This window comes from Streptomyces flavofungini, from assembly GCF_014650815.1.
GTDB classification, from domain to species: Bacteria; Actinomycetota; Actinomycetes; order Streptomycetales; family Streptomycetaceae; genus Streptomyces; species Streptomyces flavofungini.
Window position 1 is genome coordinate 273,676 of the sequence record NZ_BMVR01000011.1, and the last position, 24,538, is coordinate 298,213.

Genomic DNA, 24,538 nt, shown 5'->3' on the forward strand with positions numbered 1-24,538 from the left:
GTCAGTTCGTGCCGATCTTCGCCAGCAGGTCCACGATCCGGCTCTGCACCTCGTTGCTCGTGGACCGCTCCGCGAGGAACAGCACGGTCTCGCCCGCGGCGAGCTTCGGCAGGTCGGTCTCGTCGACGGCCGCCGTGTAGACCACCAGGGGCGTGCGGTTGAGCTGCCCGTTCGCGCGCAGCCAGTCGACGATCCCGGCACGTCGGCGGCGTACCTGGAGCAGGTCCATGACCACCAGGTTCGGCCGCATCTGCGCGGCGAGCGTGACCGCGTCCGCGTCGCTCTCGGCCCGCGCGACCTTCATCCCGCGCCGCTCCAGGGTCGCGGTCAGGGCCAGCGCGATCTCCTCGTGCTCCTCGATGAGCAGGACGCGCGACGGGTGCTGCTCGCTGTCGCGCGGAGCGAGGGCCTTCAGGAGTACGGCGGGGTCGGCGCCGTACGCCGCCTCGCGGGACGCCTGGCCGAGTCCCGCCGTGACCAGCACGGGAACCTCCGCGGCGACCGCCGCCTGCCGCAGCGACTGCAGCGCCGTACGCGTGATCGGCCCGGTCAGCGGGTCCACGAACAGGGCCGCGGGGAACGCGGCGATCTGCGCGTCGACCTCCTCGCGCGAGTGCACGATGACAGGGCGGTAGCCGCGGTCGCTGAGGGCCTGCTGGGTGGTCACGTCGGGCGCGGGCCACACCAGGAGGCGGCGCGGGTTGTCGAGCGGCTCGGGCGGCAACTCGTCGTCCATGGGCTGCGGCTGCGGCTGGTTCGACACCTCGACGGCGCCCCCGGGGCCGTCCAGGAGCTGCGGACCCTCGTCGGCGTCGGCGTCCGGAGCGCCGATCGCATAGGCGCGACCGGTGCCCTCCGTAGTCGGCGAAAGCCGGGGCTGCGGCTGTGCCTTGGCCTGCTGCGGCTGGGGTTGCGGCTGCGCCTGGGGGTGGGGGCGGGCCGCGTCCTGGCGTTCGTCGACTGCGGGGTCGGGCCGGGTGGACAGCCGCCTGCGCCGACCGGAGCCGCCGGAGGAGGGCTGCGCCGGGGTCTGGGACGGGTCCGGCTGCGGGGACTGCGGGGGCTGCGCCTGCGGCAAAGGGTGCGCCTGCGGGGGCTGCTGCGGCTGGCCGGGCTGCGGGGCGGGTCCGGCCTGCTGCGGCTGACCCGTCTGCCCCTGTGGCCCAGGTTGCCCGGGCTGCCCGGGCTGTCCCGGCTGCGCGGCGGCCTGGCGTCCGAAGGGCACGCCCTGTCCGAGCGTTCGTACGCTGATGGCGCGCCCCTGCGTCGAGTTCGGGTCGACGGGAGCGGCCTCGGCGGGCAGCGGCTGGGCGGCACGCACGCGTGGATCACGTTCCGGCGGCAGGGCTGCGCCCTGGGCGGGCGTGCCCTCGGCGTGCGGACCGGCCTGCGGCGGGACACCGGTGGCCGGGGTGCCGCCCGGCGGTGTGCCCTGGACCGGCATCCCCTGGGACGGCGTCGCGGCGGCTTCGGCCGGAGCCTGCCGTGCGCGACGGCGGCCGGTCGGGGCCTGCGGCTGGGCGGCGGGGTTCGCCGGGGCTGCCTGCGCGGCCGGAGCGGCCGGGGCGGTCTGCCCGGGCAGCATCGCGGACTGCGCGGGGTGCGGCTGGGGCGGGGTGTGGTCGTCGGCCGGATCGCGCAGCGCGGTGGCATGCTGTCCGGTGTCGTCCTGCCTGGAGGGGCTGGTGGAACCGGTGGTGTTGGTGGAGCCGGTGGGGCCGACGCCGGGAGCTCCCACGGGCAGCCCGCCAGGCGCCGCACCGGGAGCCGCACCAGGCACACCACCCGGCACACCCGCAGGCACACCACCCGGCACACCCGCAGGCACACCACCCGGCACACCCGCAGCCACACCACCCGGCGCACCCGCAGGCAGCCCACCCTGCGCCCCAGCGGACGCACCCCGCCGAGCCCCCGCCGCCCGGGCCCCCTGCACTCCCTGAGCCCCCGCGGCCGACGCCCCCTGCGCCCCCGCGGACCGCCCGCTCTGCCGTACTTCCTGCGCTCCCACGGATCGCGCTCCCTGCGCCCCCGCAGTCACACTCTCCTGGACCTGCGCCTGCGCCTCGGGCGCACCGCCCTGCGCGGGTACGCCACCACGGCCCCCCGCCTGAAGCCCGGCCTGCACACCCGCAGGAACGTTCACCGAGGCGCCGACCTGCACGGATCCACTGTGCGGAGCACCCAACTGACCGGCCCCGCCCGGCGAAACGCCGCCCTGGGGGCCACCACCCTGCGGAGCACCCTGCCCGGCCCCGCCATAAACCCCACCGTCACCCGGCCCAGCCGCCCCGCCCACCTGCTCGGCCCGGCCAGGCGCGCCATCGCCCTCCTCGCGGTCCGCCTCGGCCGGAGGCAGCGCGAACACCCGCCCGCTGGAGGCCTCCTCCGCGGCGGCACGCTCACGGGCGGCGGCCAGCGCACGCCGGGCCCGTCGGCCACCGGTACGCGGCGCCTCAGCGCCCTCGCCGGACGCATCCGGCTCCGGACCGCCCGGCTGGCCCGTCCCCGAAGGCAACGCGGCCAGCGCCTGCTGCTCACCGCCGCGCCGGGCCCGCCGTCCGGACGCCACGGCGACCTCGGTCGACATCGGGCCGCCCTGCGACGGCACTCCCTGCGGCGGCACGGCCTGGCCCAGGGCCGCCGATCCGGCCGCGTGCTCGGCCGCCGTCACCACGGCACCCTCGGCGGGACTCGGCCGCCCCCGACGCCGTCCGGTGCCGCCCGCACCCCCCGAAGCGTCAGCGGACCCACCACTGGAGCCCGCACCACCGGCCCCGGCACCCGCACCCGCGCCGACGTCCGAGCCGACGCTCGCCGGTCCCTCGGCCACGGCCCGCCGCCTGCGCCGCCCGGTCCCACCGGACCCCGACCCGGCGGCCTCGACGGACCCCGTGTCATCCGCCGAGCCACCCGCAGCACCGGAACCGTTGTCCCCGGAGGCAGTGGCCGAGCCACCGTCATCCCCAGGGACCTCACTGTCCAAGAAGGAGTCCACCGAAGACCGCCGGGCCCGCCGACGTCCACCTCCGGTGCTCCCGGGTCCCCCGGAGGAACCCGCCCCCTGTCCGGGCACCTGCGCACCCGAACCAGCAGTCTCCGTGGACACCGAATAACCGAGGGCCCCGACAACGTCCGCCGCGGCCGCCGCGGCGGCGCCCGTGCCGTCGCCCCTGGGCACCTCGAGCACGTACGCGCTGCCGTTCATGCCCGGCACCTCGTGCGTCTGCAGCACGCCGCCGTGCGCCTCGACGATGCCGCGTACGACGGGCTCGTGCACCGGGTCCCCGCCGGAGTACGGCCCGCGCACCTCGATGCGGACGACCTCGCCGCGCTGGGCGGCGGCCACGACGACCGTCGAGTCGACGTACCCTGCCTGCCCCGCGGCGCCCGAAACCACGGCTCCCGCGCGTGTGTTGCCGGTAGCGTCGACTCCGGCGACGTCGGCGATCAGATGGGCCAGCGCGGTGGCGAGGCGGCGCGCGTCCACCTCGACCTCGATCGGCGGCGCGTGCACGGCGAACTGGGCGCGGCCCGGGCCGATCAGCTCGACGGCACCGTCGACACCGGCGGCGACGACGGCGTCGAGCAGGACGGGCGTACGGGACAGCTGCTCGGTGCCGTCCTGGAGCCGCTGGAAGCCGAGGACGTTGTCGACGAGCGTCGTCATGCGGGCGTACCCGGCCGACAGGTGGTGGAGCACCTGGTTGGCCTCGGGCCAGAGCTGGCCCGCGTCGTCGGCGGCGAGCGCGGACAGTTCGCGGCGCAGCTCGTCGAGCGGGCCGCGCAGCGACTGGTCGAGGACGGCGGCGAGCTGGCTGTGCCGCGCGGAGAGGGTCTCGTACCGGGCCTGCTCGCGCTCGGCGAGTTCCTCGTGGCGGTCCTTCTCGCGCTCGGCGAGCGCCGCGTAGCGCTCCTGCTCGGCGGCGAGTTCCTCCTCGCGCAGCTCGGCGGCCTCCGACAGCTCCTCGGCGTGCCGGGCGAGCGCGGCCTCGTACTTCTCGGCGAGGGAGTCGTAGGGCCGCCGGTCGGTGAACGTCATGACGGCGCCGACGAGCTGGTCGCCGTCGCGCACGGGGGCCGTCGTCAGGTCGACGGAGACCTTCTCGCCGCTCTTGGACCACAGCACCTGGCCGCGTACGCGGTGCTTGCGGCCGGAGCGCAGGGTGTCCGCGAGCGGCGACTCGTCGTACGGGAAGGGGTCGCCGTCGGCGCGCGAGTGCAGGACGAGCTGGTGCAGCTCCTGGCCGCCGAGGTCGCTGGCGCGGAAGCCGAGTATCTGGGCGGCGGCGGGGTTCACGAGGACGACGCGGCCGTCGGTGTCGGTGCCGACGACGCCTTCCGCGGCGGCCCGCAGGATCATCTCGGTCTGGCGCTGCGAACGGGCGAGTTCGGCCTCGGTGTTGAGCGCGCCCGACAGGTCGCGGACGACGATCATCAGCATCTCGTCGCTGCCGTAGCCGCCGTACCCGCCGTGGCTGCCGAACCGCTCGTCGTACGCGTGCCGGCTGTCTTCCAGGTTGGAGCTGGTGACCTCGACGGGGAACTCGGTGCCGTCCGTGCGGCGGGCGATCATCCGCTTCGGCTTGGTACGTCCGCGTTCGTCCGTGGAGTCCGGTCGGCGCATGGAGCCGGGGATCAGCCGGGAGTCGAACTCCGGCAGCAGATCGAGCAGTCCGCGTCCCACGAGCGCGGTGCCGGGCGCCTCGAAGGCCTCGAGCGCGATGGCGTTCGCGTTCACGACGGTCCCGTTGGCGTTGACGAGCACCAGCGCGTCCGGGAGCGCGTCGAGTATGGCTGCGAGGCGAGCAGCGCCTCGGGATGGCCTGCTGCTCACGACGACGCTTCCTCCCTGATTACCGCATCTTGCTGACCGCCCGAGCCATCTTGCCTCTCGGCTCGCGGCATGTCACGGGAGGGAGTCTACGGGGAGTGGTTGCGGGCGCGACGCCGGATGAGGGGGAGGTCGCACGCAGAAGCTGTGAGTCTTCCGTAGTCCCTGGTCACGGAAGGGTCGCGAAGCACCCCTCCGGAGAGGCCCCGGCGCCCCGCCCACCACGGGCTCCGTCTCAACCGCCGTTCGCGGGCAGCACCGGCACGAGGCTGTTCCACCGCGAGATCTGGCAGCCGTCGGTACGCGAGAACGTCGCGTCGACAGGACGCCCCTGCCAGGTGCCCGTGACGTGAGCGGTCTCCGGGCCGCCGTACTGCTGGGTGCACGCGGCGCCCCGCGCGACCGCCTTGAACGGATTCACGCCCTCCGCCGCGAGCTGATCAAGACGTTCGCACGCGTCATCGGGCGAAGGGTGCGTGCCGCCCGTGGGGGCGCATTCCAGGGTGTACGTGCCGTCGCCCGCGCCGGACTCACCGACGGCGATGGTGAGCCGGTCGGCGTCGGGGCGGTCGACGGCGTGGTCGCCGATGGGGCCGGTGGCGTTGTCCGCGGCGCGGCCGAGGCTCCCGGTGCCGAGGAGGTCGGCGGCGCTCGGGCCGACCGCGCCGAGGGGACCGCCGCCGAGGCGGCCGCTGCCGAGGTGGTCCGCGTGCGCCGCGGTGGGGAGCGCGGTCAGCAGGGCGGCGGACGCGGCCGCGGCGGTGAGGAGGAGGCGGCACGGTGTGGACGGCTTCACGGGTTCTCCCTGAGGGGCGCGGTTCCGGCGGATACCTACCGCCTCTAACGCCGCCGCCCCCGCCGCGTTGCGGCCCCGCTTTTACGCTTTGCTCTGCAGGCCGCCCGACTAGTACCGTGGGGGCCGCGATTGGTGACGCGCCCCCTGGCTGTGTCATCATCTGCACGCACCCCCGCGCTCGCGCGGGTTTGCAGGTTGGGAGGCGTCGCCTAGTCCGGTCTATGGCGCCGCACTGCTAATGCGGTTTGGGTCTTAAAGCCCATCGAGGGTTCAAATCCCTCCGCCTCCGCACCACGATCCGAAGCCCCGGTCATCAGACCGGGGCTTCGGTCGTTTCCGGCCAGGGGCTTCCATCGCCCCTGTCACCCATCGGCCGCCCCGGTCACCCATCAGGGTCACCCAGAGGCCGCCACAAGATCACCCAGCCTGGCCGCGCGGAGCCCTCGCGGATGGCATTTGCCCAGCTCAGAAGGGGTGCGGGAAACGGATTTCGCCTCACGGCGCAGGTCATGTAATGTTGTTCCCGCAACGCCGACCGGGGCGAAAAGCCCGGAAGGAAGAGCAACACAACAGAAGAATCAAGCACTCGTAGCTTAACGGATAGAGCATCTGACTACGGATCAGAAGGTTGCAGGTTCGAATCCTGCCGAGTGCACATGGTGAAGAGGCCCCGGGATTCGTCCCGGGGCCTCTTGCGTTGGTTGGTCAGGGCTTCTTCGGGGCCGCTGCCTCCAGGGCGGCGACCGAGCCCGACATGATGGTGCGGGTGTGGGTGGTGATGTGGTCGAGGGGCCAGTCCCACCAGGCGAGGTCGAGGAGGCGGGCGACGTCTTCGTCGGAGTAGCGGCGGCGGATGAGGGTGGCGGGGTTGCCGCCGACGATTCCGTAGTCGGGGACGTCGGTGGTGACGACCGAGCCGGAGGCGATGATCGCGCCGTGGCCGATGCGGACGCCCGGCATCACCATCGTGCGGTAGCCGAACCAGACGTCGTTGCCGATGACCGTGTCGCCGCGGCCGGGCAGGCCGCTGATCAGGTCGAAGTGCTCGGACCAGGAACCGCCCATGATCGGGAAGGGGAAGGTCGACGGGCCGTCCATGCGGTGGTTGGCGCCGTTCATGATGAACCGCACGCCCTCGCCGAGCGCGCAGAACTTCCCGATGATCAGCTTCTCCGGGCCGTAGTGGTAGAGGACGTTCCGGGTCTCGAAGGCCGTGGCGTCGTCCGGATCGTCGTAGTACGAGAACTCGCCCGCCTCGATCAACGGTGAGGTGATCAAGGGGCGGAGGAGCACCACGCGGGGCTGGTCCGGCATCGGGTGCAGGACGTTCGGGTCGGGTGTGAGGGGGAGGGGTGGCATGGGTGGTCTGCTCCTAGGGTGCCGGTGCCGGTGCCGGTGCCGGTGCCGGTGCCGGTGCTGGTGCCGGTGCCGGTGCCGGTGCCGGTGCTGGTGCCGGTGGTCATCGCAGGTTCGGCTACGGCCTCGTTCGGCGTCCACCCATTACTTCCCAAGGGGTTCCCTCCTAGGGGACTTCGGGGTCGGCCCAGGTGCCGACCGTCACCTCGTCGCCGACGGAGATCTTGCCGGGGGTCAGCACGGCGTACTTCGTGCCCAGGGCGACCCCGCCCTGGGGGGCGCGGCGGTAGGTGGCGAGGGTGCGCAGGGGTTCCGGGCCGGCGCGGCGGCCCGCGTCCTGGTCGACGAGGGTGACGGCGCAGCGTATGGCCGGTTTCGTGTAGCCGAGTTCGGTGGTGCCGATCGTGAGGTGGTGGGCGCGGTCCTCGGTGTGCGGCTCGTCCCAGCCCGAGATGACGACGTTGGGGCGGAAGCGGTCCATGGGGAGGAGTTCGGCGCCCCGTTCGAGCAGCTTCGCGTTCAACAGGTCCACCGTGGCGCGGGAGATGAGGTGCAGGGCGCTGCTGTCCGCATAGCCCGAGGTGCCGGGGGTCAGGCCGTCGGTCACGCGGTGGTGCTCCGGCGGTACGCGGACGAGTCGGCTCGGCGCGTCCAGTACGTCCGACAGCCACGCCGCCGCCGGGTCGCCCTGGTCGATCCCCGTGTACGCCGCCCCGAACAGGTCCACGTCCCGGCGCGGGCCCGTCGTGTCGACGTCCACGTGGACCTCGTCGTGGCCGGGGGCCCGCAGCGTCAGCCGGGTGCCGTCCGCGTCGACGGCGGGCTGGATCAGGGCCAGCCCCGGGTCCCGCCGCTGCGTTCGGTACGTCCCCTCCTCGCTGACGACCATGAAACTGCGGTCGTGCGCCAGGCCCGCCGGTGTCAGGACGGCCTCGCTCGTCGATGTCCCGGCGCAGCCCTTGATGGGGTAGTACGACAGCTCGGCGACGACGGCCATGCGGTGGTCCTTCTTTCGGTCGCGGTGCGGAGACGGTGCTCTTGGGCAACGTAGGGGCAACGTAGGGGACCGGTCCGAAAATGCCATACGCCGAAGGTCTTGTGTGTCTGTGCTGGTCAGGGGGCATTGTCAGTGGGGTGCTGCATGCTCTTCGCATGACGTGGTGGTGCACGGGGGTGCGGTGGCGGGTCGGTGGCGGGCCCGTTCTGGGGTGGTACGCGCCGGGGCGGGGTGAGCGGGAGAGTCCGCTGGCGTTCGGGGGCGCGGTGGCGTTCCGGGTCCGGGGCGGGCGGCGTTGTCTCGGGGTGTGGCGGGGCGGGCGGTGGACGGCCTGTCCGGTGGGCGCGGCGGTGCCGGGGCGGGTCACGCGGGCGCAGTGCGAGGAGTGTGCCCGCGTCGACCGGGCGCACTCGGTCGCGGCGGACACGTTCGCCGACGACCCTCGGCCGTACCACGTGTACGTGGCGTGGTTCGGGCCCGGCCTCGTCAAGGTGGGGATCACGGGGGTCGCGCGGGGCGGGGCGCGGCTGCTCGAACAGGGGGCCGTGGCCTACACCTGGCTCGGGCGGGGGCCGTTGATGGCGGCGCGGCGGACGGAGGAGCTGCTGCGGACCGCGCTCGGCGTGCCGGACCGGATTCCGTACGAGCGCAAGCGGGCCCTGCGGGCGCGGTTGCCCGGAGTGGCGGAGCGGGCGGGGGAAGTGGCGGAGGTGCATCGGAAGGCGGTGGCGCTCGGCGGGTGGCCCGAGTCGTTGGAGCGGTTGCCCTGCGGAGTCGTGGACCACGGTGGGGTGTTCGGCCTTGACGCGCTCGGGGGCGAGGGGCCCGGCGGGGAGGGGCGGGTCGTGGACGAGTTGGTCGACGGTGGGGCCGTGGTGGGGGAACTGGTCGCTGCGGCCGGGCCCGACCTGCATGTGGATGTGGGGGCGGGAGCGAGAGGGGGAGTGGGGGCGGACTCGGGGGCTCGTGGGCGGGGGTTGGTGATCGACAGTCGGTTGCTGAGCGGGTGGCGGCTTGTGGCGGTGGAGGGGGAGGGGGAGCGGGGTTCGGTGGGCTCCGGGGGTTCGGGGTGGTCGGGGGTGACGGTTCCGGTGCGGGGGATACCTGTGGTGCAGGGCGGGTTGTTCTGAGGGCTCGTGGGGGGCCTGCGGCTGGGCTCGTGGGGGACACCTGTGGCTGGGCTCGTGGTGGGGCCTGCGGCAGGGCTGTGGTGGGGCTCCGCGGGCCGCTTCGTAGACCGGAAGGCAAAGTCCTGCCGCCCGTTCGGCAATAACGGGGCCCGAGGGTGGACAGGGGCTCGGCGCACAGCGGACGGTGGGTGCCATGAGTGATCAAGAGTTTGGTGCCGCAGCCGCCGGGACCGGGTCGCCGCGGGTCACCGCGGACAGCGATGCCGTCGGCCGCACCCGTCCCGCCCCTCCCTTCGAACCGCCCTACTACGCCGTGGTGTTCAGCTCCCTGCGCGCCCAGGGGGACAACGGCTACGACGCGACCGCCGAGCGCATGGACGAGCTGGTGGCCTCCGTGCCGGGGTTCCTCGGGGTGGACTCGGCGCGGTCGCCGGGCGGGTTCGGCATCACCGTCGCCTACTTCCGCGACGAGGAGGCCATCGCGGCCTGGCGCGACGACCCGGAGCACCGCGAGGCGCGGGCGCGGGGCCGCAAGGAGTGGTACGAGGGCTACGCCGTGCACGTGGCCAAGGTTGAGCGGAGCTATGGCCTTGGGTGACGCCTTGGACGGGGAGGAGGTGGCCGAGGCCGCGAGGGTCACCGAGTTCTGGGGGCGGCTCGGGCTGCCCGGACTCGTCGACGTACACACGCACTTCATGCCGGAGCGTGTCCTCAGCAAGGTGTGGGACTACTTCGACTCGGTCGGGCCGCTCACGGGCGTGAAGTGGCCGATCGTGTACCGGCACGACGAGGAGCGGCGGCTCGCCGTGCTGCGCGGGTTCGGGGTGCGGGCGTTCACGTCGATGCTGTACCCGCACAAGGCGGGCATGGCGGAGTGGCTGAACGGCTGGGCCGCGGAGTTCGCCGCGCGGACGCCGGACTGCCTGCACACGGCGACGCTGTTCCCGGAGCCGGACGTCGGGCGGTATGTGCGCGCGGCCGTCGAGGCCGGGGCGCGGGTGTTCAAGTCGCATGTGCAGGTGGGGGCGTACGACCCGAACGACGCGGCGCTCGACCCGGCGTGGGGGCTGCTCGCGGAGGCCGGGATTCCGGTGGTGATGCACTGCGGGTCGGGCCCGGCGCCCGGCAAGCACACCGGGCCGGAGCCGGTGGCGCGGCTGCTCGCACGGCACCCGCGGCTGCCGCTGGTGGTGGCGCACATGGGGATGCCGGAGTACACGGACTTCATGGACCTGGCCGAGCGGTACGCGCAGGTGCGGCTCGACACGACGATGGCGTTCACGGACTTCAGCGAGGAGACGGTGCCGTTCCCGCGGGCCGAGCTGGGGCGGCTCGCGGACCTCGGGCTCGGCGGGCGGATCCTGTTGGGGACGGACTTCCCCAACATTCCGTACGGGTACGTCCACCAGCTGGAGGCGCTGGCGGGGCTCGGGCTCGGCGACGACTGGCTGCGGGCGGTGTGTCACGGGAACGGGGCGGAGCTGTTCGGGCTGGAGTGAGGGCGGCCACCGGCGGCGGGCTCGGACCGCGCTGCGGCGAGGGCGGCCTTGCGGCGGGGGCGGCCTTGCGCGAGCTCGGCCCCGCGTGCGGGCGGCCCGGCCGGGCCCGGGTCCGGACCCGGCCCCGCCCAGCCCGGTCCGGCGGAGCGTTTTCTCAGGGAATTCACAGGAAGCCGAAAGCCCTCTCTCACGGCCGCCGACCACGCTGAAGCCATGACCACGACCTCGCCCCAGGGGCGTACCGAACTGCTCAGGCCGGACGGGAGCCGCGTCCGCGTACTCGTCGTGGACGACGAGGTGTCGCTCACCGAGCTGCTGTCCATGGCACTGCGGTACGAGGGCTGGGAGATCCGCAGTGCCGGGGACGGCGCCGGTGCCGTGCGGGCCGCGCGGAGCTTCCGGCCGGACGCAGTCGTGCTCGACATGATGCTGCCGGACATGGACGGCCTGGCCGTGCTCGGGCGGCTGCGCCGTGAACTGCCCGACGTGCCGGTCCTGTTCCTGACGGCGAAGGACGCCGTCGAGGACCGGATCGCGGGGCTCACCGCGGGCGGCGACGACTACGTGACCAAGCCGTTCAGCCTCGAAGAGGTCGTCGCGCGGCTGCGCGGGCTCATCCGGCGGTCCGGCGCGTCCGGGCGGCGCAGCGAGTCGGTGCTGGCCGTGGGCGATCTGACCCTCGACGAGGACAGCCACGAGGTGACGCGCGGCGGCGACTCCATCCACCTCACCGCCACCGAGTTCGAGCTGCTCCGCTATCTGATGCGCAATCCGCGGCGCGTGCTCAGCAAGGCGCAGATCCTCGACCGGGTGTGGAGCTACGACTTCGGGGGCCAGGCCAACGTCGTCGAGCTGTACATCTCGTATCTGCGCCGGAAGATCGACGTCGGGCGGGAGCCGATGATCCACACGCGGCGGGGCGCCGGGTATCTGATCAAGCCACCCGCCGTGGCGGCGTGAGCCTCCCGGACGGCGCCCGCACCCGAGAGCCCGGAGAGCCGCGCTTCCCCAGGCGCCTCGCCCGCAAGCCCGGCAAGCCCCGCAAGCCCGGCAAGCCCCGTAAGCCCGGCAAGCCCCACAAACCCCGCACCCTCCGCACCCGCCTGGTCGTCTCCGCCGTCGCCCTCATCGCCGTCGTGTGCGCGGTCATCGGCACGGTCACGACGCTGACGCTGCGGTCGCACCTGTACGACCAGTTGGACGGCTCGCTGGCGCAGGTCTCGGGGCGGGCCTCCGGGCCGCCGCTCGGGACCGTGCTGCCCGGCGGACACCGCGGCGCCGGGCCGGACGACCGGAGCCCGGACGCCCGGGACCCGGACGACCAGCGTCCTGAACGACGTGATCCGCTGAAGTTCGTCACCGCCGGACCGCAGGAACTCGGCACCATCGGCGCCGTCGTGAACAGCGACGGCACCGTGGGCACCGGCGTCATCAGCACCGAGGCCGACAGCAGCACCGCCCCCGGCGCCGCCTCCGACCGGCTCGACGCCGACCAGCTCGCCGCCCTCGCCGCCGTGCCCAGGGACGGCGAGTCGCACAACGTGGACGTACCGGAACTCGGCGAGTACCGCGTCGAGTACGCCGGCGGCATGAACGGCGACTACCTCGTCGGCCTGCCCACCACCAAGGTCGGCAACACCCTCAGCACCCTCGTCGTCACCGAGGTCAGCGTCACCGCCGGGGGCCTGGTCGCCGCCTCGCTCGCGGGCGCCGCCATGGTCGGTGTGGCCCTGCGGCCGCTGCGCCGTGTCGCCGCCACCGCCACCCGCGTGTCCGAACTGCCCCTGCACAGCGGCGAAGTGGCCCTGCACGAGCGCGTCCCCGACGCCGAGGCCGACGCCCGTACCGAGGTCGGCCAGGTCGGCGCCGCGCTCAACCGCATGCTCGACCACGTCCACTCGGCGCTGCACGCGCGCCAGCGCAGCGAGACCCGGGTGCGCCAGTTCGTCGCCGACGCCAGCCACGAGCTGCGCACCCCGCTCGCCTCCATCCGCGGGTACGCCGAACTGACCCGCAGGGGACGGGAGGAGACCGGCCCCGACACCCGGCACGCCCTCGGCCGCATCGAGTCCGAGGCCACCCGGATGACCGGCCTGGTCGAGGACCTGCTGCTCCTTGCCCGCCTCGACGCGGACCGCCTCGACACGGTCCGCGGGGACACCGGCCGCACCGGCCGCACCGGCCGCACCGACCTCGCCGACCTTGCCGACCTCAAAGGCAGCGCGGCCCGCCCCCTGTCCTACGAGCCCACCGACCTCGTCCCCCTCGTCGTCGACGTCCTCAGCGACGCCCGCGCCGCGGGGCCGGACCACATCTGGCGCCTCGACCTGCCGTCCGAGCCTGAGCGCGATCCAGTTCCCGAGCCCGTGCTCGTCCTCGCCGACCCGGCCCGCGTCCACCAGGTCCTGGTGAACCTCCTCGCCAACGCCCGCACCCACACCCCGCCGGGCACCACCGTCACCGCCCGCCTGCGCCGCGCGGGGCACGGGGTCTGCCTGGACGTCGCCGACGACGGGCCCGGCATCCCGCCCGAGCTGCTCCCGCACGTCTTCGAACGGTTCGCCCGCGGCGACTCCTCGCGCTCGCGTGCCCACGGCTCGACGGGCCTCGGCCTCGCCATCGTGCAGGCGGTCGTGGCCGCGCACGACGGCTCCGTGACGGTGGCGAGCGAGCCGGGCGGGACGGTGTTCTCGGTGCGGCTGCCCGCGTACACCGAGTCCGCTTCGTACGCGGACGGCACGCCGCCCACGTACTCACAGACGGGCCACAGCCTCAGCACACAGCCCTGACAGAGCGGTTGGCGAGCGTCGGACGCATGCCAACCGACTTCCCCGACGGGGCCCCGGGCACGTTGCCGACGCGGGCGCACCTGCCCGCGCACAGCGTCCGACGTGACGTACCGACGGCCCCCGTCCTCGACATCGTCATCCCCGTCCACAACGAGGAGAAGGACCTGCGGCCGTCCGTGCGCAGGCTGCACGACCACCTCATGCGGACCTTCCCGTACCGCTTCCGCATCACGATCGCCGACAACGCCTCCACGGACAGCACGCCGCAGGTGGGGGCGCGGCTCGCGGCGCACGTCCCGGACGTGACGTACGTACGCCTGGCGGAGAAGGGGCGCGGCCGGGCGCTGCGGGCCGTCTGGTCCGCGTCGGACGCGCCCGTGCTGGCGTACATGGACGTGGACCTGTCCACGGACCTCAACGCGCTGCTTCCGCTGGTCGCGCCGCTGATCTCGGGCCACTCGGACCTGGCGATCGGCTCCCGGCTCGCGCGCAGTTCGCGGGTCGTGCGCGGGCCGAAGCGGGAGTTCGTCTCGCGGACGTACAACCTGATCCTGCGCGGCTCGCTGCACGCGCGGTTCTCCGACGCGCAGTGCGGGTTCAAGGCGCTCCGGGCGGATGTGGCGCGGGAGTTGCTGCCGCTGGTCGAGGACACCGGGTGGTTCTTCGACACGGAGATGCTGGTGCTCGCCGAACGCGCGGGCCTGCGCATCCACGAGGTGCCCGTCGACTGGGTCGACGACCCCGACTCGACCGTCCACATCGTCAGGACGGCGGCCGAGGACCTGAAGGGCGTCTGGCGCGTGGGCCGCGCGCTCGCCGTCGGCGCGCTCCCCCTCGACCGGCTCGCGCGCCCCTTCGGTGACGACCCGCGCGACCGCCGACTCCCGGGCGTCCCGGGCGGGCTGGCCCGCCAGCTCGTCGGCTTCTGCGTGGTCGGCGCGCTCTCCACGCTCTGCTATCTGCTCCTGTACTCCGGTTTCCGTACGTTCACGGGGGCGCAGGCCGCCAACGCGCTGGCCCTCCTCGTGTCCGCCGTCGCCAACACCGCGGCCAACCGGCGCCTCACCTTCGGCGTCCGCGGCCGGGCCCGCGCGGTCCGCCACCAGGCCCAGGGCCTGGTGGTCTTCGCCATCGGCCTGGCCCTGACCAGCGGCTCCCTCGCGCTCCTCGACGCGGCCGCCGCGCACCCCGCGCACGGCACGGAGCTGGCCGTCCTGATCGTCGCCAACCTCGCGGCGACGGTCCTGCGCTTCCTGCTCCTGCGGACCTGGGTGTTCCCGGACCGGCGTACGGAACCGGCGCCTTGCGACACGTACGAAATGAGGAACTCCCGATGACCACGACCAACCCACCCGCCCCCGCCCCGGTGGCGGTCCCCGGAGGGGCGCCGGAGGGGCACCGGCGCGCGGCCGGACTCCCCGCACGCCTCTGGCGCGGTCGCGCCGACGACGCGCCCTGGGTGCGCCCCGCCTTCCTCGGCCTGCTCCTCGTCACCGCCGCGCTGTACGTCTACGACCTCGGCGCCTCCGGCTACGCCAACTCCTTCTACTCCGCCGCCGCGCAGGCCGGTGGCCAGAGCTGGAAGGCGCTGTTCTTCGGCTCGCTGGACGCGGGCAACGCCATCACGGTCGACAAGCCCCCGGCCGCGCTGTGGCCGATGGCCCTGTCGGTACGGCTCTTCGGCCTCAGCTCGTGGGCGATCCTGCTGCCGCAGGCGCTGATGGGTGTGGCCACGGTCGCGGTCCTGTACGCGGCCGTACGCCGCCGCTTCAGCGCCGCCGCCGGGCTGCTCGCGGGCGCGGTGCTCGCGCTCACGCCGGTCGCCGCGCTGATGTTCCGCTTCAACAACCCCGACGCGCTGCTCGCGCTCCTGATGACCGTCACCGTGTACTGCGTGCTGCGCGCCCTGGAGCACGGGCGCACCAAGTGGCTGGTGTGGGCGGGCGTCGCGGTCGGCCTCGCGTTCCTCGCGAAGACCCTGCAGGCGTTCCTGATCCTGCCGCCGCTGGCGGTCCTGTACGCGGTGTGCGCGCCGGTGCGGCTGCGCAAGCGCCTCGGCCAACTCGCCCTGTCCGGGCTCGCGATGGTCGTCGCGGGCGGCTGGTGGGTCGCGGTCGTCGAGCTGTGGCCCGAGTCCTCGCGGCCGTACATCGGCGGCTCCCAGCACAACTCCTTCCTGGAGCTGACCTTCGGCTACAACGGCCTCGGCCGCATCAACGGCGAGGAGACCGGCAGCGTCGGCGGGGGCGGCGGACCCGGTGGCGGCGGTGGCCGGTGGGGCGAGACCGGCCTCGGCCGGATGTTCGACTCCGAGGTGGGCGGCCAGATCTCATGGCTGCTTCCGGCCGCGCTGGTCCTGCTGGTCGCGGGCCTGATCGTGACGTGGCGGGCGCGCCGGACGGACACCGCGCGGGCGGCGTTCGTGGCGTGGGGCGGCTCGCTCCTGATGACCGCGGCCGTCTTCAGCTTCATGGCCGGGATCTTCCACCAGTACTACACGGTGGCCCTCGCCCCCTACCTCGCGGCGCTCGTCGGCATGGGCGCGACCGTCCTGTGGGAGGAGCGCGCCAAGGCGTGGGCGGGCGCGGCGCTCGGCATCGCGGTCGCCGGTACGGCCTGGTGGGGGTACGAACTCCTCGGCCGCACCCCGGACTACGTGCCGTGGCTGCGCTGGGCCGTCCTGGTCGCGGGCCTCGCGGGCGCGGCGGGGCTGCTGCTCGCGGCCCGGCTCGGGCGGGGGCTCGCGCTCGCGGCGGTCGGCCTCGGCCTGGCGGCGTCGCTCGCGGGTCCGGTGGCGTACATGTGGTCCACGGTGGACAGCCCGCACACGGGGTCGATCGTGACGGCGGGGCCCGCGGCGGCGGGGCGGATGGGCGGGCCTGGCGGGGGGCCGGGTGGTGGGGGTGGTCCCGGTGGGCCTGGCGGGGGCGGGGACGGCGGAGGGCGGCCTCCGGGTCAGCAGGGTCAGCAGGGTCAGGGGCCAGCCCAGGGGCAGGGGAACCAGCCTCCCGGCCGGCAGGGCCAGGGCCAGCCCCAGCAGAACCAGCCTCCCGGCCAGCCAGGCCAGGGTCAGCCCCAGCAGAACAACCAGCAGCGCGGCCAACGCGGCGGCATGGGCGGTGGCGGCGGCATGGGCGGCCTCCTCAACGGCGCTCAGGTCGGCGCCGAGGAGAAGCGCCTCCTGGAGGCGAACGCCGACGACTACACCTGGGCCGCGGCCGCCATCGGCTCGCAGAACGCGGCGAGCCACCAACTCGCCACCGGCGAACCGGTGATGGCCATCGGCGGCTTCAACGGCAGCGACCCGTCCCCCACCCTCGCCCAGTTCAAGAGCTACGTGGCCGACGGTCGCATCCACTACTTCATCGCCGGAGGCGGCATGGGCGGCGGTGCAGGCGGCGGCAGGGCAGGCGGCACCGGCGGCAACGAGGAAGGCGCCGCCACGCAGATCTCCTCCTGGGTCACGGAGAACTTCACCGAGGTCACCGCGGGCGACGCCACGTTCTACGACCTGACCGAACCCAAGAGCTGAGGCCCCGCCACCAAGAAATTATACAGCGTATGGGACTTCCTATACAGTGTATATCCACCGTCGATGTACACCGTATAAGAGAAGGAGTCCTGATGACGTCGACCACCGCCGACAACCCCGAGGCGGTCGTCGGGCACGGCGACCGCCATCCGCAGCGCTGGCTGATCCTGGGCGTCATCTGCCTGGCCCAGCTCACGGTGCTGCTCGACAACACGGTCCTGGGCGTGGCGATCCCCTCGCTCACACAGGAGCTGGACGCGTCGTCGTCCGACATCCAGTGGATGATCAACGCGTACTCGCTGGTGCAGTCGGGCCTGCTGCTCACCGCGGGCAGCGCGGCCGACCGCTACGGCCGCAAGAAGCTGCTGACCGCGGGCCTGGTCCTGTTCGGCGTCGGCTCGCTCGCGGCGGGCCTGGCCCAGTCCTCCGGGCAGCTCATCGCGGCCCGCGCGGGCATGGGCGTGGGCGGCGCGCTGCTGATGACGACGACGCTCGCGGTCGTCGTGCAGCTCTTCGACGACGCCGAGCGGGTCCGGGCGATCGGCCTCTGGGCGACGGTCAACTCCCTCGGCTTCGCCGCGGGTCCGCTGCTCGGCGGCTTCATGCTGAACCACTTCTGGTGGGGCTCGATCTTCCTGATCAACATCCCGGTGGCGCTGATCGGCGTCGTCGCGGTGGTGCGGATGGTGCCCGAGTCCAAGGCCGCGCCTGCCGGAGGGCACGCGCAGACCCCCGGGCGGGGCGACCGCCCCGACCTGCTCGGCGCGCTGCTCTCGACCATCGGCATGGCGTCCGTGGTGTTCGCGATCATCTCGGGCCCCGAGCACGGCTGGACGTCGGCGCGGGTCCTGGTCGCGGCCGGGGCGGGCGTGCTGGTCCTCGGCGCCTTCGCGCTGTGGGAGCTGCGGGCCCCGTACCCCATGCTGGACATGCACTTCTTCCGGAACAAGCGGTTCATCGGCGCGGTGACGGGCGTGATCCTGGTGGCCTTCGGGCTCGCCGGTTCGCTCTATCTGCTCACGCAGCACCTGCAGTTCGTCCTCGGGTACGAACCCCTTGAGGCGGGGCTGCGCACGTCGCCGATGGCCGTGACCGTGATCCTGCTGAACCTGGTCGGCATCGGCGCGAAGGCGCACGGAAAGCTGGGCACGCCCGCGACGATCCTGACCGGCATGACCATGCTGGCGGGCGGCCTCGCCGTGGTCGCGTCGTTCGGCGGCCACGACTACTCGGGCATGCTGGCCGGCCTGATCCTGATGGGCGCGGGCATCTCGCTCGCGATGCCCGCGATGGCCAACGCCATCATGAGCGCCATCCCGCCGGAGAAGGCCGGCGCGGGCGCGGGCATCAACGGCACGCTGGCCGAGTTCGGCAACGGCCTCGGGGTGGCGGTCCTCGGCGCGGTCCTCAACTCCCGCTTCTCGGCGCTCGTCGCGGTGCCGGCGACGTCGTTCCCGGCGGCGCTGGCGGCGGCGGACTCGGCGGGGGAGCGGGAGCGCGTCTCGGACGCGTTCTCGTCCGGCCTGGAGACGAGTCAGTTCGTGGGTGCGGTGGCGCTGTTCCTCGGCGGCGCGGTCGCGGCGGCGTTGCTGTGGCGGGCGGAACGGGCAGACTCCCGGCTGAAGGAGGCCCGGTCGGCGGACGTCGGCGAGCAGGTGTCCGCATAGCATCGGGGCGGGCGGACGGAGCGATCCGGCGCCGGCCGTCGGGAGCGGTCCGGCCGCCCGCGCCCAGCCCTACGGATTCCGTACGAGTACCAGGAAGGTGCGCCATGGCGAAGGCAGCCGACCGCCCGAAGAGAGCCGTGCACACGAGTGTCTGGCTGGAGGGCAAGGCGCCGCGCGGCACCGGCCGCCGGGGGGACCAGCCGGCCGGTCTCGACCGGGACCGCATCACCGAGGCCACCGTCAGGCTCCTGGACGCGGAGGGCCTGGCCAAGTTCTCGATGCGCCGCCTCGCCGCGGAGCTGAACGTCACCGCGATGTCCGTGTACTGGTACGTGGACACCAAGGACGACCTCCTTGAGCTGGCGCTCGACCGGGTGGCCGCGGAGGTGCGGCTGCCCGACACCGAGACCGTGCCCGGCGAGTGGCGTGAGCAGCTGCGCGAACTGGCCGCCGAATACCGGCAGCTGCTGATCCGGCACCCCTGGGTGTCGCCGCTGATCGGCGAGTTCCTGAACATCGGGCCGAACTGGCTGGAGGTCTCCCTCGCCATCCAGCGGGCCGTGCGCAACACCGGGCTCACGCCCTATCGCCAGAACGGGGCGATCGCCGCGGTGTTCCAGTTCGTGTACGGCTTCGGGACCATCGAGGGGCACTTCCTCGCGCGGGTCGAGGCCGCGGGGATGACGCAGGACGAGTACTTCCGGGGCGCGGTCGGGTCCGTCAACGAGGAACTGGCCACGAACCCGGCGGTCCGGTCGGCCAAGGAGCTGATGGAGTCCCGCAGCGAGGGCACCGTGCCCGAGATGTGGGCACGGGACTTCACGATCGCCCTCGACCTGATGATCGCGGGCATCGAGTCGCTCCTGGACCCCGCTGTCCTCGCCGGGGACGGGGACGACGCCCAGGGCGCCCCCGCGGGGGTCACCGAGGAGGGAAGCCCCCGGTAGCCACCGGCCCCCACCGCTCCGGCGTGATCCGGATCAGCGACTTGCCCTGCTTGCGCATCGCCGCGCGGTACTCGTCCCAGTCGGGGTGCTCGCCCGAGATGGTGCGGTAGTACTCGACCAGCGGCTCCACCGACTCCGGCAGGTCGAGGACCTCCGCGGAGCCGTCGACCTGGACCCAGGGGCCGTTCCAGTCGTCGGAGAGGACGACCACGCTGACCCGTGGGTTCCGCTTGGCGTTGCGGGTCTTGGCGCGCTCGGGGTACGTGGCGATCACGATCCGTCCCGAGTCGTCGACCCCGCAGGTCAGCGGGGAGGCCTGCGGGGTGCCGTCGGCGCGCGTGGTCAGCAGCAGCGCCTTGTGCCGGGGCCGGACGAAGTCCAGCAACTCCGCGTGGGACACGGTGGTGTTGGTGGCGATGTTCGGGGGCGTCATGGTCGGGACAGTACGCCCCCGACGGCGTCGGCACGCCGCGCCCGCGCGGGGGGGGCGACCCATCGGACGGGCTCTAGACCTGCGGCAGGCTCTCGCCCTGCACGGCCTGGATGTCCAGCTCCACCCTGAGCGTGGTGCCGATCGCCGAGATGCCCGCCTGGAGCACCTGGTTGTAGTTCATGGCGAAGTCCTCGCGGTGCAGTTCGGCGGTGGCGCGGAAGGCCGCGCGGGTGCCGCCCCAGGGGTCGGCGCCGGTGCCGAGGTAGGCCAGGTCGAGGTCGACGGGCCGGACGACGCCGTGCATGCCGAGTTCGCCGCGCACCGTCCAGCGGTCGGCCCCGGCGGGCACGAGCTCGGTGGACCGGTAGGTGATCTCCGGGTACGTCTCGACGTCCAGGAAGTCGCCGGACTTCAGGTGCCCGTCGCGCATCGCGTTGCCGGTGTCGATGGACGCGGCCCTGATGACCGCCTCGACCCGCGACTTCTCCAGGTCCGCGGCGATCTCGACCCGGCCCGAGAACACGTCGAAGCGCCCGCGCACGCTGGAGATCCCCAGGTGCTGGGCGACGGCGGCGACGGACGAGTGGACGGGGTCGACCGTCCACGGCCCGGGCGGCGGCAGTTCGGTGCCGCCGGCACGGGCGAGGACCACGTTGCCGACGTCGGCCCGCCCGCTCGCGGTGACCAGGGCGGTGGCGGCGGCGGGCGCGTACCCGACGGCGGTGACGATGACGGTGTACGGGCCGGGGGCCAGCTCCGCGGCGTCCCGCACCACGCCGTCCGCGTCGACGTCGGCACGCAGCACCTGCGCCCCGGTCATGTCGGTGACGGTCACGACGGCGTGCGGCACGGCCCACCCGTCCCGAGTACGGATCCGCCCACTGAGTCCCACGTTTCAAGCTCCTTGCAGAGGTCCGAAAAAGCAATCGGCCCCCGGCGGTGGCGACCGGCCGTCCCCAACCGTCGCGTCGCCACCGTCCCGGGGGCCCTACGCACCGCCTCGGGGCCGCGTCCGCTCAAAGCGCGGCCCCGTGGCGGGGTCCATCACTCGCCGGGGTGGGCGAGTTCGATGTCGTGGCCCTCGACGACGCCACCGTCACCGGCGACGGCCAGGCCGGTGGCCACGGGCGGGTAGCCGGTCGCGATGACCGTGTACTCGCCGCTGTCCAGGTCGGTGAAGGCGTACTCGCCGTCCGTCCCGGTGGTGGCGGTGGCCACGACGTTCCCGGCCGCGTCGACGAGCGTGACGCGGGCGCCGTTCAGCGGCCCGCCCGCGGCCCGCACGGTGCCGAGCACCCGGGCGCCGGAGCGCAGTTCGACCTCGACGCGGGTGACGCCGACGGCGGAGACCTCGACGGGCAGGGCCACCGGCCGGTGCCCCGCCGCGTTCACGGCGACGGTCACGGGCCCGGGGACCAGCTCGGCGAAGGCGAAGTCGCCCTGTTCGCCGGCGGCCCCGGTGGCGAGCACCTCACCGCGCACGTCGGTCACGACGACCATCGCACCGGGCACGGGCAGCTTGGCGTCGGCGGTGCGCACGATGCCGCTGAGCCCGCTGGTGCCGCTCAGGAGCAGGTCGTACGCCAGCGGCTCGGCGCCGACCACGACGGTCGAGGCCTGCGGCTGGAACCCGTCGGCGGAGGCGATCAGGACGTACGAACCGGCGCCGGGGGCGTCGACGGAGTACCCGCCGTCGTCCCGCGCTACAGCCCGGCCCAACTGCCGTCCGCCGAGCGAGATCAGCGTGACCGCGGCCCGCGGCACGGGCGCGCTCTCGGCGCCGCGGACGAAGCCGCGTACCGGCACGCCCCCGCCGGTGGCCTGCGTGGGCGCCTCGCCGGAGCCCGCGACGGACGCCACGGCGGCGAGCCGCTGGGTGCCCTCGGGTCCGGCCTCGGCGCGGGCGGCGACGGCGGCGAGCACGGGCTCGGGCTCGGCGTCGGCCGGGGCGGCGTCGGCCGGGGTGGCCGCCGGGGACACCGGGTCCGTGGCGGGCCCAGCGGCCTCAGCGGCCTCGGCGGCCTGCGCCAGCGCTCCCGCCGAGCGCAGCGGCACCTCCTTGATGAAGAGGGTGACCACGAACGCGAGGAACGCGATGGGCGCGGCGATCAGGAACACGTCCGCGATGCCGTGGCCGTAGGCGCTCTCCATCACGGTCCGCAGCGGCGCGGGCAGCGCGTCCAGGTCCGGGATGCCGCCACCGCCGGTGCCGCCGTGGCCGAACGCGGCGCCCCGCGGGCCGAGGTCGGCGATGCCGTCCTTCACGTAGTCGGTGATGCGCGTGGACATCACGGCGCCGAGCGCGGAGACGCCCATGGCGCCGCCGAGGGACCGGAAGAAGGTGACGACGGAGCTGGCGGCGCCGATGTCCTCGGGCGCGACCTGGTTCTGCGTGCACAGGACGAGGTTCTGCATCATCATGCCGATGCCGAGGCCCATCAGGGCCATGTAGCAGGCGATGTGCCAGTACGCGGTGTCGTACCGCATGGTGCCGAGCAGGCCCAGGCCCGCGGTCAGCAGCACACCGCCGCTGACCAGCCAGGCCTTCCACTTGCCCGTCTTGGTGATGAGCTGTCCCGAGACCGTCGAGGAGACGAACAGGCCCGCGATCATCGGGATCGTCATGACACCGGACATCGTCGGCGACTTGCCGCGCGCCAGCTGGAAGTACTGGCTGAAGAAGACCGTGCCCGCGAACATCGCGACACCGACGAACAGCGAGGCGAGCGAGGCGAGGGCGATGGTCCGGTTGCGGAAGAGGCGCAGCGGGATGATCGGCTCGCTGGCCTTGGACTCGACGAGCAGGAACAGCAGGCCGAGCACGATCGAGCCGCCGACCATGGCGTACGACTGCCACGACAGCCACTCGTACTTCTTGCCGGAGCCGGAGCCCGCGAAGGTCACCCAGACCAGGAGCAGCGAGACGGCCGCGGTGATGAAGAAGGCACCGGCCCAGTCGACCTTGACCTGCCGCTTCACGACGGGCAGCTTCAGGGTCTTCTGGAGCACGATCAGGGCGATGATCGCGAACGGCACGCCGACGTAGAAGCACCAGCGCCAGCCGAGCCAGGAGGTGTCGGTGATGACGCCGCCGAGCAGCGGGCCGCCGACGGTGGCGACGGCGAAGGTCGCGCCGAGGTAGCCGGAGTAACGCCCGCGCTCGCGCGGGGAGATCATCGCGGCCATGACGATCTGGGCGAGCGCCGACAGACCGCCGACGCCGATGCCCTGCACCACGCGGCAGGCGATCAGCATCCCGGCGTTCTGGGAGAGACCGGCGACGACCGAGCCGAGGACATAGATGACCAGGGCTATCTGGACGAGCGCCTTCTTGCTGAACAGGTCCGACAGCTTGCCCCACAGCGGGGTGCTCGCCGTCATCGAGAGCAGTGCGGCGGTGACGACCCAGGTGTAGGCGGACTGGCCGCCGCCGAGGTCGCCGATGATCTCGGGCAGGGCGTTGGAGACGATCGTCGACGACAGGATCGCGACGAACATGCCGAGCAGGAGGCCGGACAGGGCCTCCATGATCTGCCGGTGCGTCATGGGGGCGCCGCTGTCCGGGTGCCCGTGCGCTCCGTGCTTGGCATGGCTGCCCCGCACACCGGACGGTGTGGATGTTGCCATGAGTTCCTTTTCCTTGCTTTACGCGGGTGTACGGGTGGTTTCCTCGATCGCGTGCGGCGGTCCGGGGAGCCGGGCCGAAGCCGCGCGGCAGTCCCCGAAGCCGGCCCGCAGGCGCCCGAGCAACGCGCTGAGCTGCCTGACGTCTTCGTCGGACCAGTCGTGCAGATAGTGGGCGAGCGTCCGGACGGACAGCTCGGACAGCTCCGCGAACTTGGCCTCGCCCGCGGGCGTGAGCCGCAGGATGCGCGAGCGCCGGTCCGCGGGGTCGGGGGCCCGGTCGATCCAGCCGCGCTCCGCGACGTGCGCGACATGACGGCTGGTCACCGACATGTCGACGGCGAGGAGTTCCGCGAGGCGGCTCATCCGCATCTCGCCGTGGCGCTGGAGCAGCGTGAGCACGGCGGCGGAGCCGCCCGGGCAGTCGGCGGGCAGGCCGCGGCCGAGGCCGCGCTTCACGGCGCCGATGGCACTGAGCTGGCGGGCCAGCTCCTGGTATTCACGCTGTGCGGCCACGGCACCCGCCCTTACTTTCGTTGCTTAGGGCAACCATAGAAGCAGTTGGTTGCCGCAGGCAAACTAAAAGCGGACCAAGGGGCTAAAGGGCTGGCAAAGCTCTCGGACCACGGAGGTAAAGTCGCCGGTCAGCGGGGGTTGGGCCGGGCGGCGGGGATTCGCTAGGGTCCTGCCCCATGGCACACAACCCCCATGCACCGCAGGGCGCCCCGGGCCCCGAGGGCCAGCACGGTCAGCACGACCCGGCGGGCTCCACTCAGATGTTCCGCGCCTTCGTCGACGAGCCGCCGCAGGGCGGCCGCGCGCAGCGGCAGGCGGCGGCCCCGGCGGGCCCGCGGATCGGCCTCATCGTCGGCGTGGTCGCGGCGATCGTGATCGTGGCGGCGGTGGCCTGGCTGGCGCTGAAGTAGCGCTCCGG

General features: G+C 73.5%; 18 protein-coding genes and 2 tRNA genes. 12 read left to right on the forward strand and 8 right to left on the reverse strand.

Annotated elements, in window-relative coordinates:
* Nucleotide 1: 1 nt before the first annotated feature.
* Nucleotides 2–4,837 (reverse strand): hybrid sensor histidine kinase/response regulator, encoded by a 4,836-nt coding sequence (locus tag IE274_RS27800; protein WP_190118631.1) that lies wholly within the window; start codon nucleotides 4,835–4,837, stop codon nucleotides 2–4.
* Between the two features lie 232 nt (nucleotides 4,838–5,069).
* The gene (locus IE274_RS27805) at nucleotides 5,070–5,630 is read right to left on the reverse strand and encodes an SSI family serine proteinase inhibitor (protein WP_190118632.1); all 561 of its coding nucleotides are present in this window, start codon (nucleotides 5,628–5,630) and stop codon (nucleotides 5,070–5,072) included.
* 198 nt (nucleotides 5,631–5,828) lie between these two features.
* On the opposite strand from IE274_RS27805, the gene IE274_RS27810 reads away from it, so the two are divergent.
* A tRNA-Ser gene (locus tag IE274_RS27810) sits at nucleotides 5,829–5,919 on the forward strand.
* A 293-nt stretch (nucleotides 5,920–6,212) separates the two neighbouring features.
* Nucleotides 6,213–6,285: transfer RNA gene (locus IE274_RS27815), tRNA-Arg, on the forward strand.
* A 50-nt stretch (nucleotides 6,286–6,335) separates the two neighbouring features.
* Here the strand turns inward: IE274_RS27815 and IE274_RS27820 are convergent.
* On the reverse strand, nucleotides 6,336–6,989 hold the full coding sequence (locus tag IE274_RS27820; protein WP_190118633.1) for a CatB-related O-acetyltransferase: 654 nt from the start codon (nucleotides 6,987–6,989) through the stop codon (nucleotides 6,336–6,338).
* Nucleotides 6,990–7,152: 163 nt separating this feature from the next.
* A complete protein-coding gene (locus tag IE274_RS27825) occupies nucleotides 7,153–7,983 on the reverse strand; it encodes an MOSC domain-containing protein (RefSeq protein ID WP_190118634.1) in 831 nt (276 codons plus the stop codon).
* 155 nt (nucleotides 7,984–8,138) lie between these two features.
* Between IE274_RS27825 and IE274_RS27830 the strand changes: the two genes are divergently transcribed.
* From IE274_RS27830 to IE274_RS27870, 9 genes are all read left to right on the forward strand, one after another.
* Nucleotides 8,139–9,113, forward strand: a complete 975-nt coding sequence (locus IE274_RS27830; protein ID WP_190118635.1) for a DUF2797 domain-containing protein — start codon at nucleotides 8,139–8,141, stop codon at nucleotides 9,111–9,113.
* A 193-nt stretch (nucleotides 9,114–9,306) separates the two neighbouring features.
* On the forward strand, nucleotides 9,307–9,711 hold the full coding sequence (locus tag IE274_RS27835) for an antibiotic biosynthesis monooxygenase family protein (protein ID WP_190118636.1): 405 nt from the start codon (nucleotides 9,307–9,309) through the stop codon (nucleotides 9,709–9,711).
* Entirely contained in the window at nucleotides 9,698–10,612 is a 915-nt protein-coding gene (locus IE274_RS27840; RefSeq protein WP_190118637.1) for an amidohydrolase family protein, read from the forward strand. The genes IE274_RS27835 and IE274_RS27840 overlap by 14 nt, the downstream gene beginning before the upstream one ends.
* Nucleotides 10,613–10,825: 213 nt before the next feature.
* Nucleotides 10,826–11,572, forward strand: a complete 747-nt coding sequence (locus IE274_RS27845; RefSeq protein ID WP_190118638.1) for a response regulator transcription factor — start codon at nucleotides 10,826–10,828, stop codon at nucleotides 11,570–11,572.
* A gap of 143 nt (nucleotides 11,573–11,715) precedes the next feature.
* Nucleotides 11,716–13,401, forward strand: coding sequence for a sensor histidine kinase (locus IE274_RS27850; RefSeq protein ID WP_190118678.1), 1,686 nt, complete (start codon nucleotides 11,716–11,718; stop codon nucleotides 13,399–13,401).
* A 26-nt stretch (nucleotides 13,402–13,427) separates the two neighbouring features.
* On the forward strand, nucleotides 13,428–14,738 hold the full coding sequence (locus IE274_RS27855) for a bifunctional glycosyltransferase family 2/GtrA family protein (RefSeq protein ID WP_190118639.1): 1,311 nt from the start codon (nucleotides 13,428–13,430) through the stop codon (nucleotides 14,736–14,738).
* Nucleotides 14,735–16,933 (forward strand): ArnT family glycosyltransferase, encoded by a 2,199-nt coding sequence (locus tag IE274_RS27860; protein WP_190118640.1) that lies wholly within the window; start codon nucleotides 14,735–14,737, stop codon nucleotides 16,931–16,933. Before IE274_RS27855 ends, IE274_RS27860 begins: the two co-directional genes overlap by 4 nt.
* Before the next feature lie 92 nt (nucleotides 16,934–17,025).
* Nucleotides 17,026–18,600, forward strand: coding sequence for an MFS transporter (locus IE274_RS27865; protein ID WP_190118641.1), 1,575 nt, complete (start codon nucleotides 17,026–17,028; stop codon nucleotides 18,598–18,600).
* Between the two features lie 104 nt (nucleotides 18,601–18,704).
* Nucleotides 18,705–19,547: a TetR/AcrR family transcriptional regulator gene (locus IE274_RS27870; RefSeq protein WP_190118642.1), complete on the forward strand. Its 843-nt coding sequence runs from the start codon at nucleotides 18,705–18,707 to the stop codon at nucleotides 19,545–19,547.
* Here IE274_RS27870 and IE274_RS27875 read toward each other — a convergent pair.
* The 4 genes from IE274_RS27875 to IE274_RS27890 all read right to left on the reverse strand — a co-directional run bounded on the left by IE274_RS27875 (nucleotide 19,522) and on the right by IE274_RS27890 (nucleotide 24,120).
* Nucleotides 19,522–19,980, reverse strand: coding sequence for a PPOX class F420-dependent oxidoreductase (locus IE274_RS27875; protein ID WP_190118643.1), 459 nt, complete (start codon nucleotides 19,978–19,980; stop codon nucleotides 19,522–19,524). The two genes, IE274_RS27870 and IE274_RS27875, sit on opposite strands and share 26 nt — an antisense overlap.
* A gap of 73 nt (nucleotides 19,981–20,053) precedes the next feature.
* Nucleotides 20,054–20,872, reverse strand: a complete 819-nt coding sequence (locus IE274_RS27880; RefSeq protein ID WP_190118644.1) for a YceI family protein — start codon at nucleotides 20,870–20,872, stop codon at nucleotides 20,054–20,056.
* A 152-nt stretch (nucleotides 20,873–21,024) separates the two neighbouring features.
* A complete protein-coding gene (locus tag IE274_RS27885) occupies nucleotides 21,025–23,526 on the reverse strand; it encodes an MFS transporter (RefSeq protein WP_504740271.1) in 2,502 nt (833 codons plus the stop codon).
* Nucleotides 23,527–23,625: 99 nt separating this feature from the next.
* Complete coding sequence (locus IE274_RS27890) at nucleotides 23,626–24,120, reverse strand: MarR family winged helix-turn-helix transcriptional regulator (RefSeq protein WP_190118646.1); 495 nt, start codon at nucleotides 24,118–24,120, stop codon at nucleotides 23,626–23,628.
* Nucleotides 24,121–24,296: 176 nt separating this feature from the next.
* Here IE274_RS27890 and IE274_RS27895 point away from each other — a divergent pair, with 176 nt between their 5' ends.
* Nucleotides 24,297–24,530 (forward strand): hypothetical protein, encoded by a 234-nt coding sequence (locus IE274_RS27895; protein WP_087884855.1) that lies wholly within the window; start codon nucleotides 24,297–24,299, stop codon nucleotides 24,528–24,530.
* Nucleotides 24,531–24,538 lie beyond the last annotated feature (8 nt).

Bases quoted from the DNA above. Each gene is read 5' to 3' on its own strand.
- IE274_RS27820 (WP_190118633.1), bottom strand. From the start codon at position 6,989: ATGCCACCCCTCCCCCTCACACCCGACCCGAACGTCCTGCACCCGATG.
- IE274_RS27825 (WP_190118634.1), bottom strand. From the start codon at position 7,983: ATGGCCGTCGTCGCCGAGCTGTCGTACTACCCCATCAAGGGCTGCGCC.
- IE274_RS27830 (WP_190118635.1), top strand. From the start codon at position 8,139: ATGACGTGGTGGTGCACGGGGGTGCGGTGGCGGGTCGGTGGCGGGCCC.
- IE274_RS27835 (WP_190118636.1), top strand. From the start codon at position 9,307: ATGAGTGATCAAGAGTTTGGTGCCGCAGCCGCCGGGACCGGGTCGCCG.
- IE274_RS27840 (WP_190118637.1), top strand. From the start codon at position 9,698: ATGGCCTTGGGTGACGCCTTGGACGGGGAGGAGGTGGCCGAGGCCGCG.
- IE274_RS27845 (WP_190118638.1), top strand. From the start codon at position 10,826: ATGACCACGACCTCGCCCCAGGGGCGTACCGAACTGCTCAGGCCGGAC.
- IE274_RS27855 (WP_190118639.1), top strand. From the start codon at position 13,428: ATGCCAACCGACTTCCCCGACGGGGCCCCGGGCACGTTGCCGACGCGG.
- IE274_RS27860 (WP_190118640.1), top strand. From the start codon at position 14,735: ATGACCACGACCAACCCACCCGCCCCCGCCCCGGTGGCGGTCCCCGGA.
- IE274_RS27865 (WP_190118641.1), top strand. From the start codon at position 17,026: ATGACGTCGACCACCGCCGACAACCCCGAGGCGGTCGTCGGGCACGGC.
- IE274_RS27870 (WP_190118642.1), top strand. From the start codon at position 18,705: ATGGCGAAGGCAGCCGACCGCCCGAAGAGAGCCGTGCACACGAGTGTC.
- IE274_RS27875 (WP_190118643.1), bottom strand. From the start codon at position 19,980: ATGACGCCCCCGAACATCGCCACCAACACCACCGTGTCCCACGCGGAG.
- IE274_RS27885 (WP_504740271.1), bottom strand. From the start codon at position 23,526: ATGACGCACCGGCAGATCATGGAGGCCCTGTCCGGCCTCCTGCTCGGC.
- IE274_RS27895 (WP_087884855.1), top strand. From the start codon at position 24,297: ATGGCACACAACCCCCATGCACCGCAGGGCGCCCCGGGCCCCGAGGGC.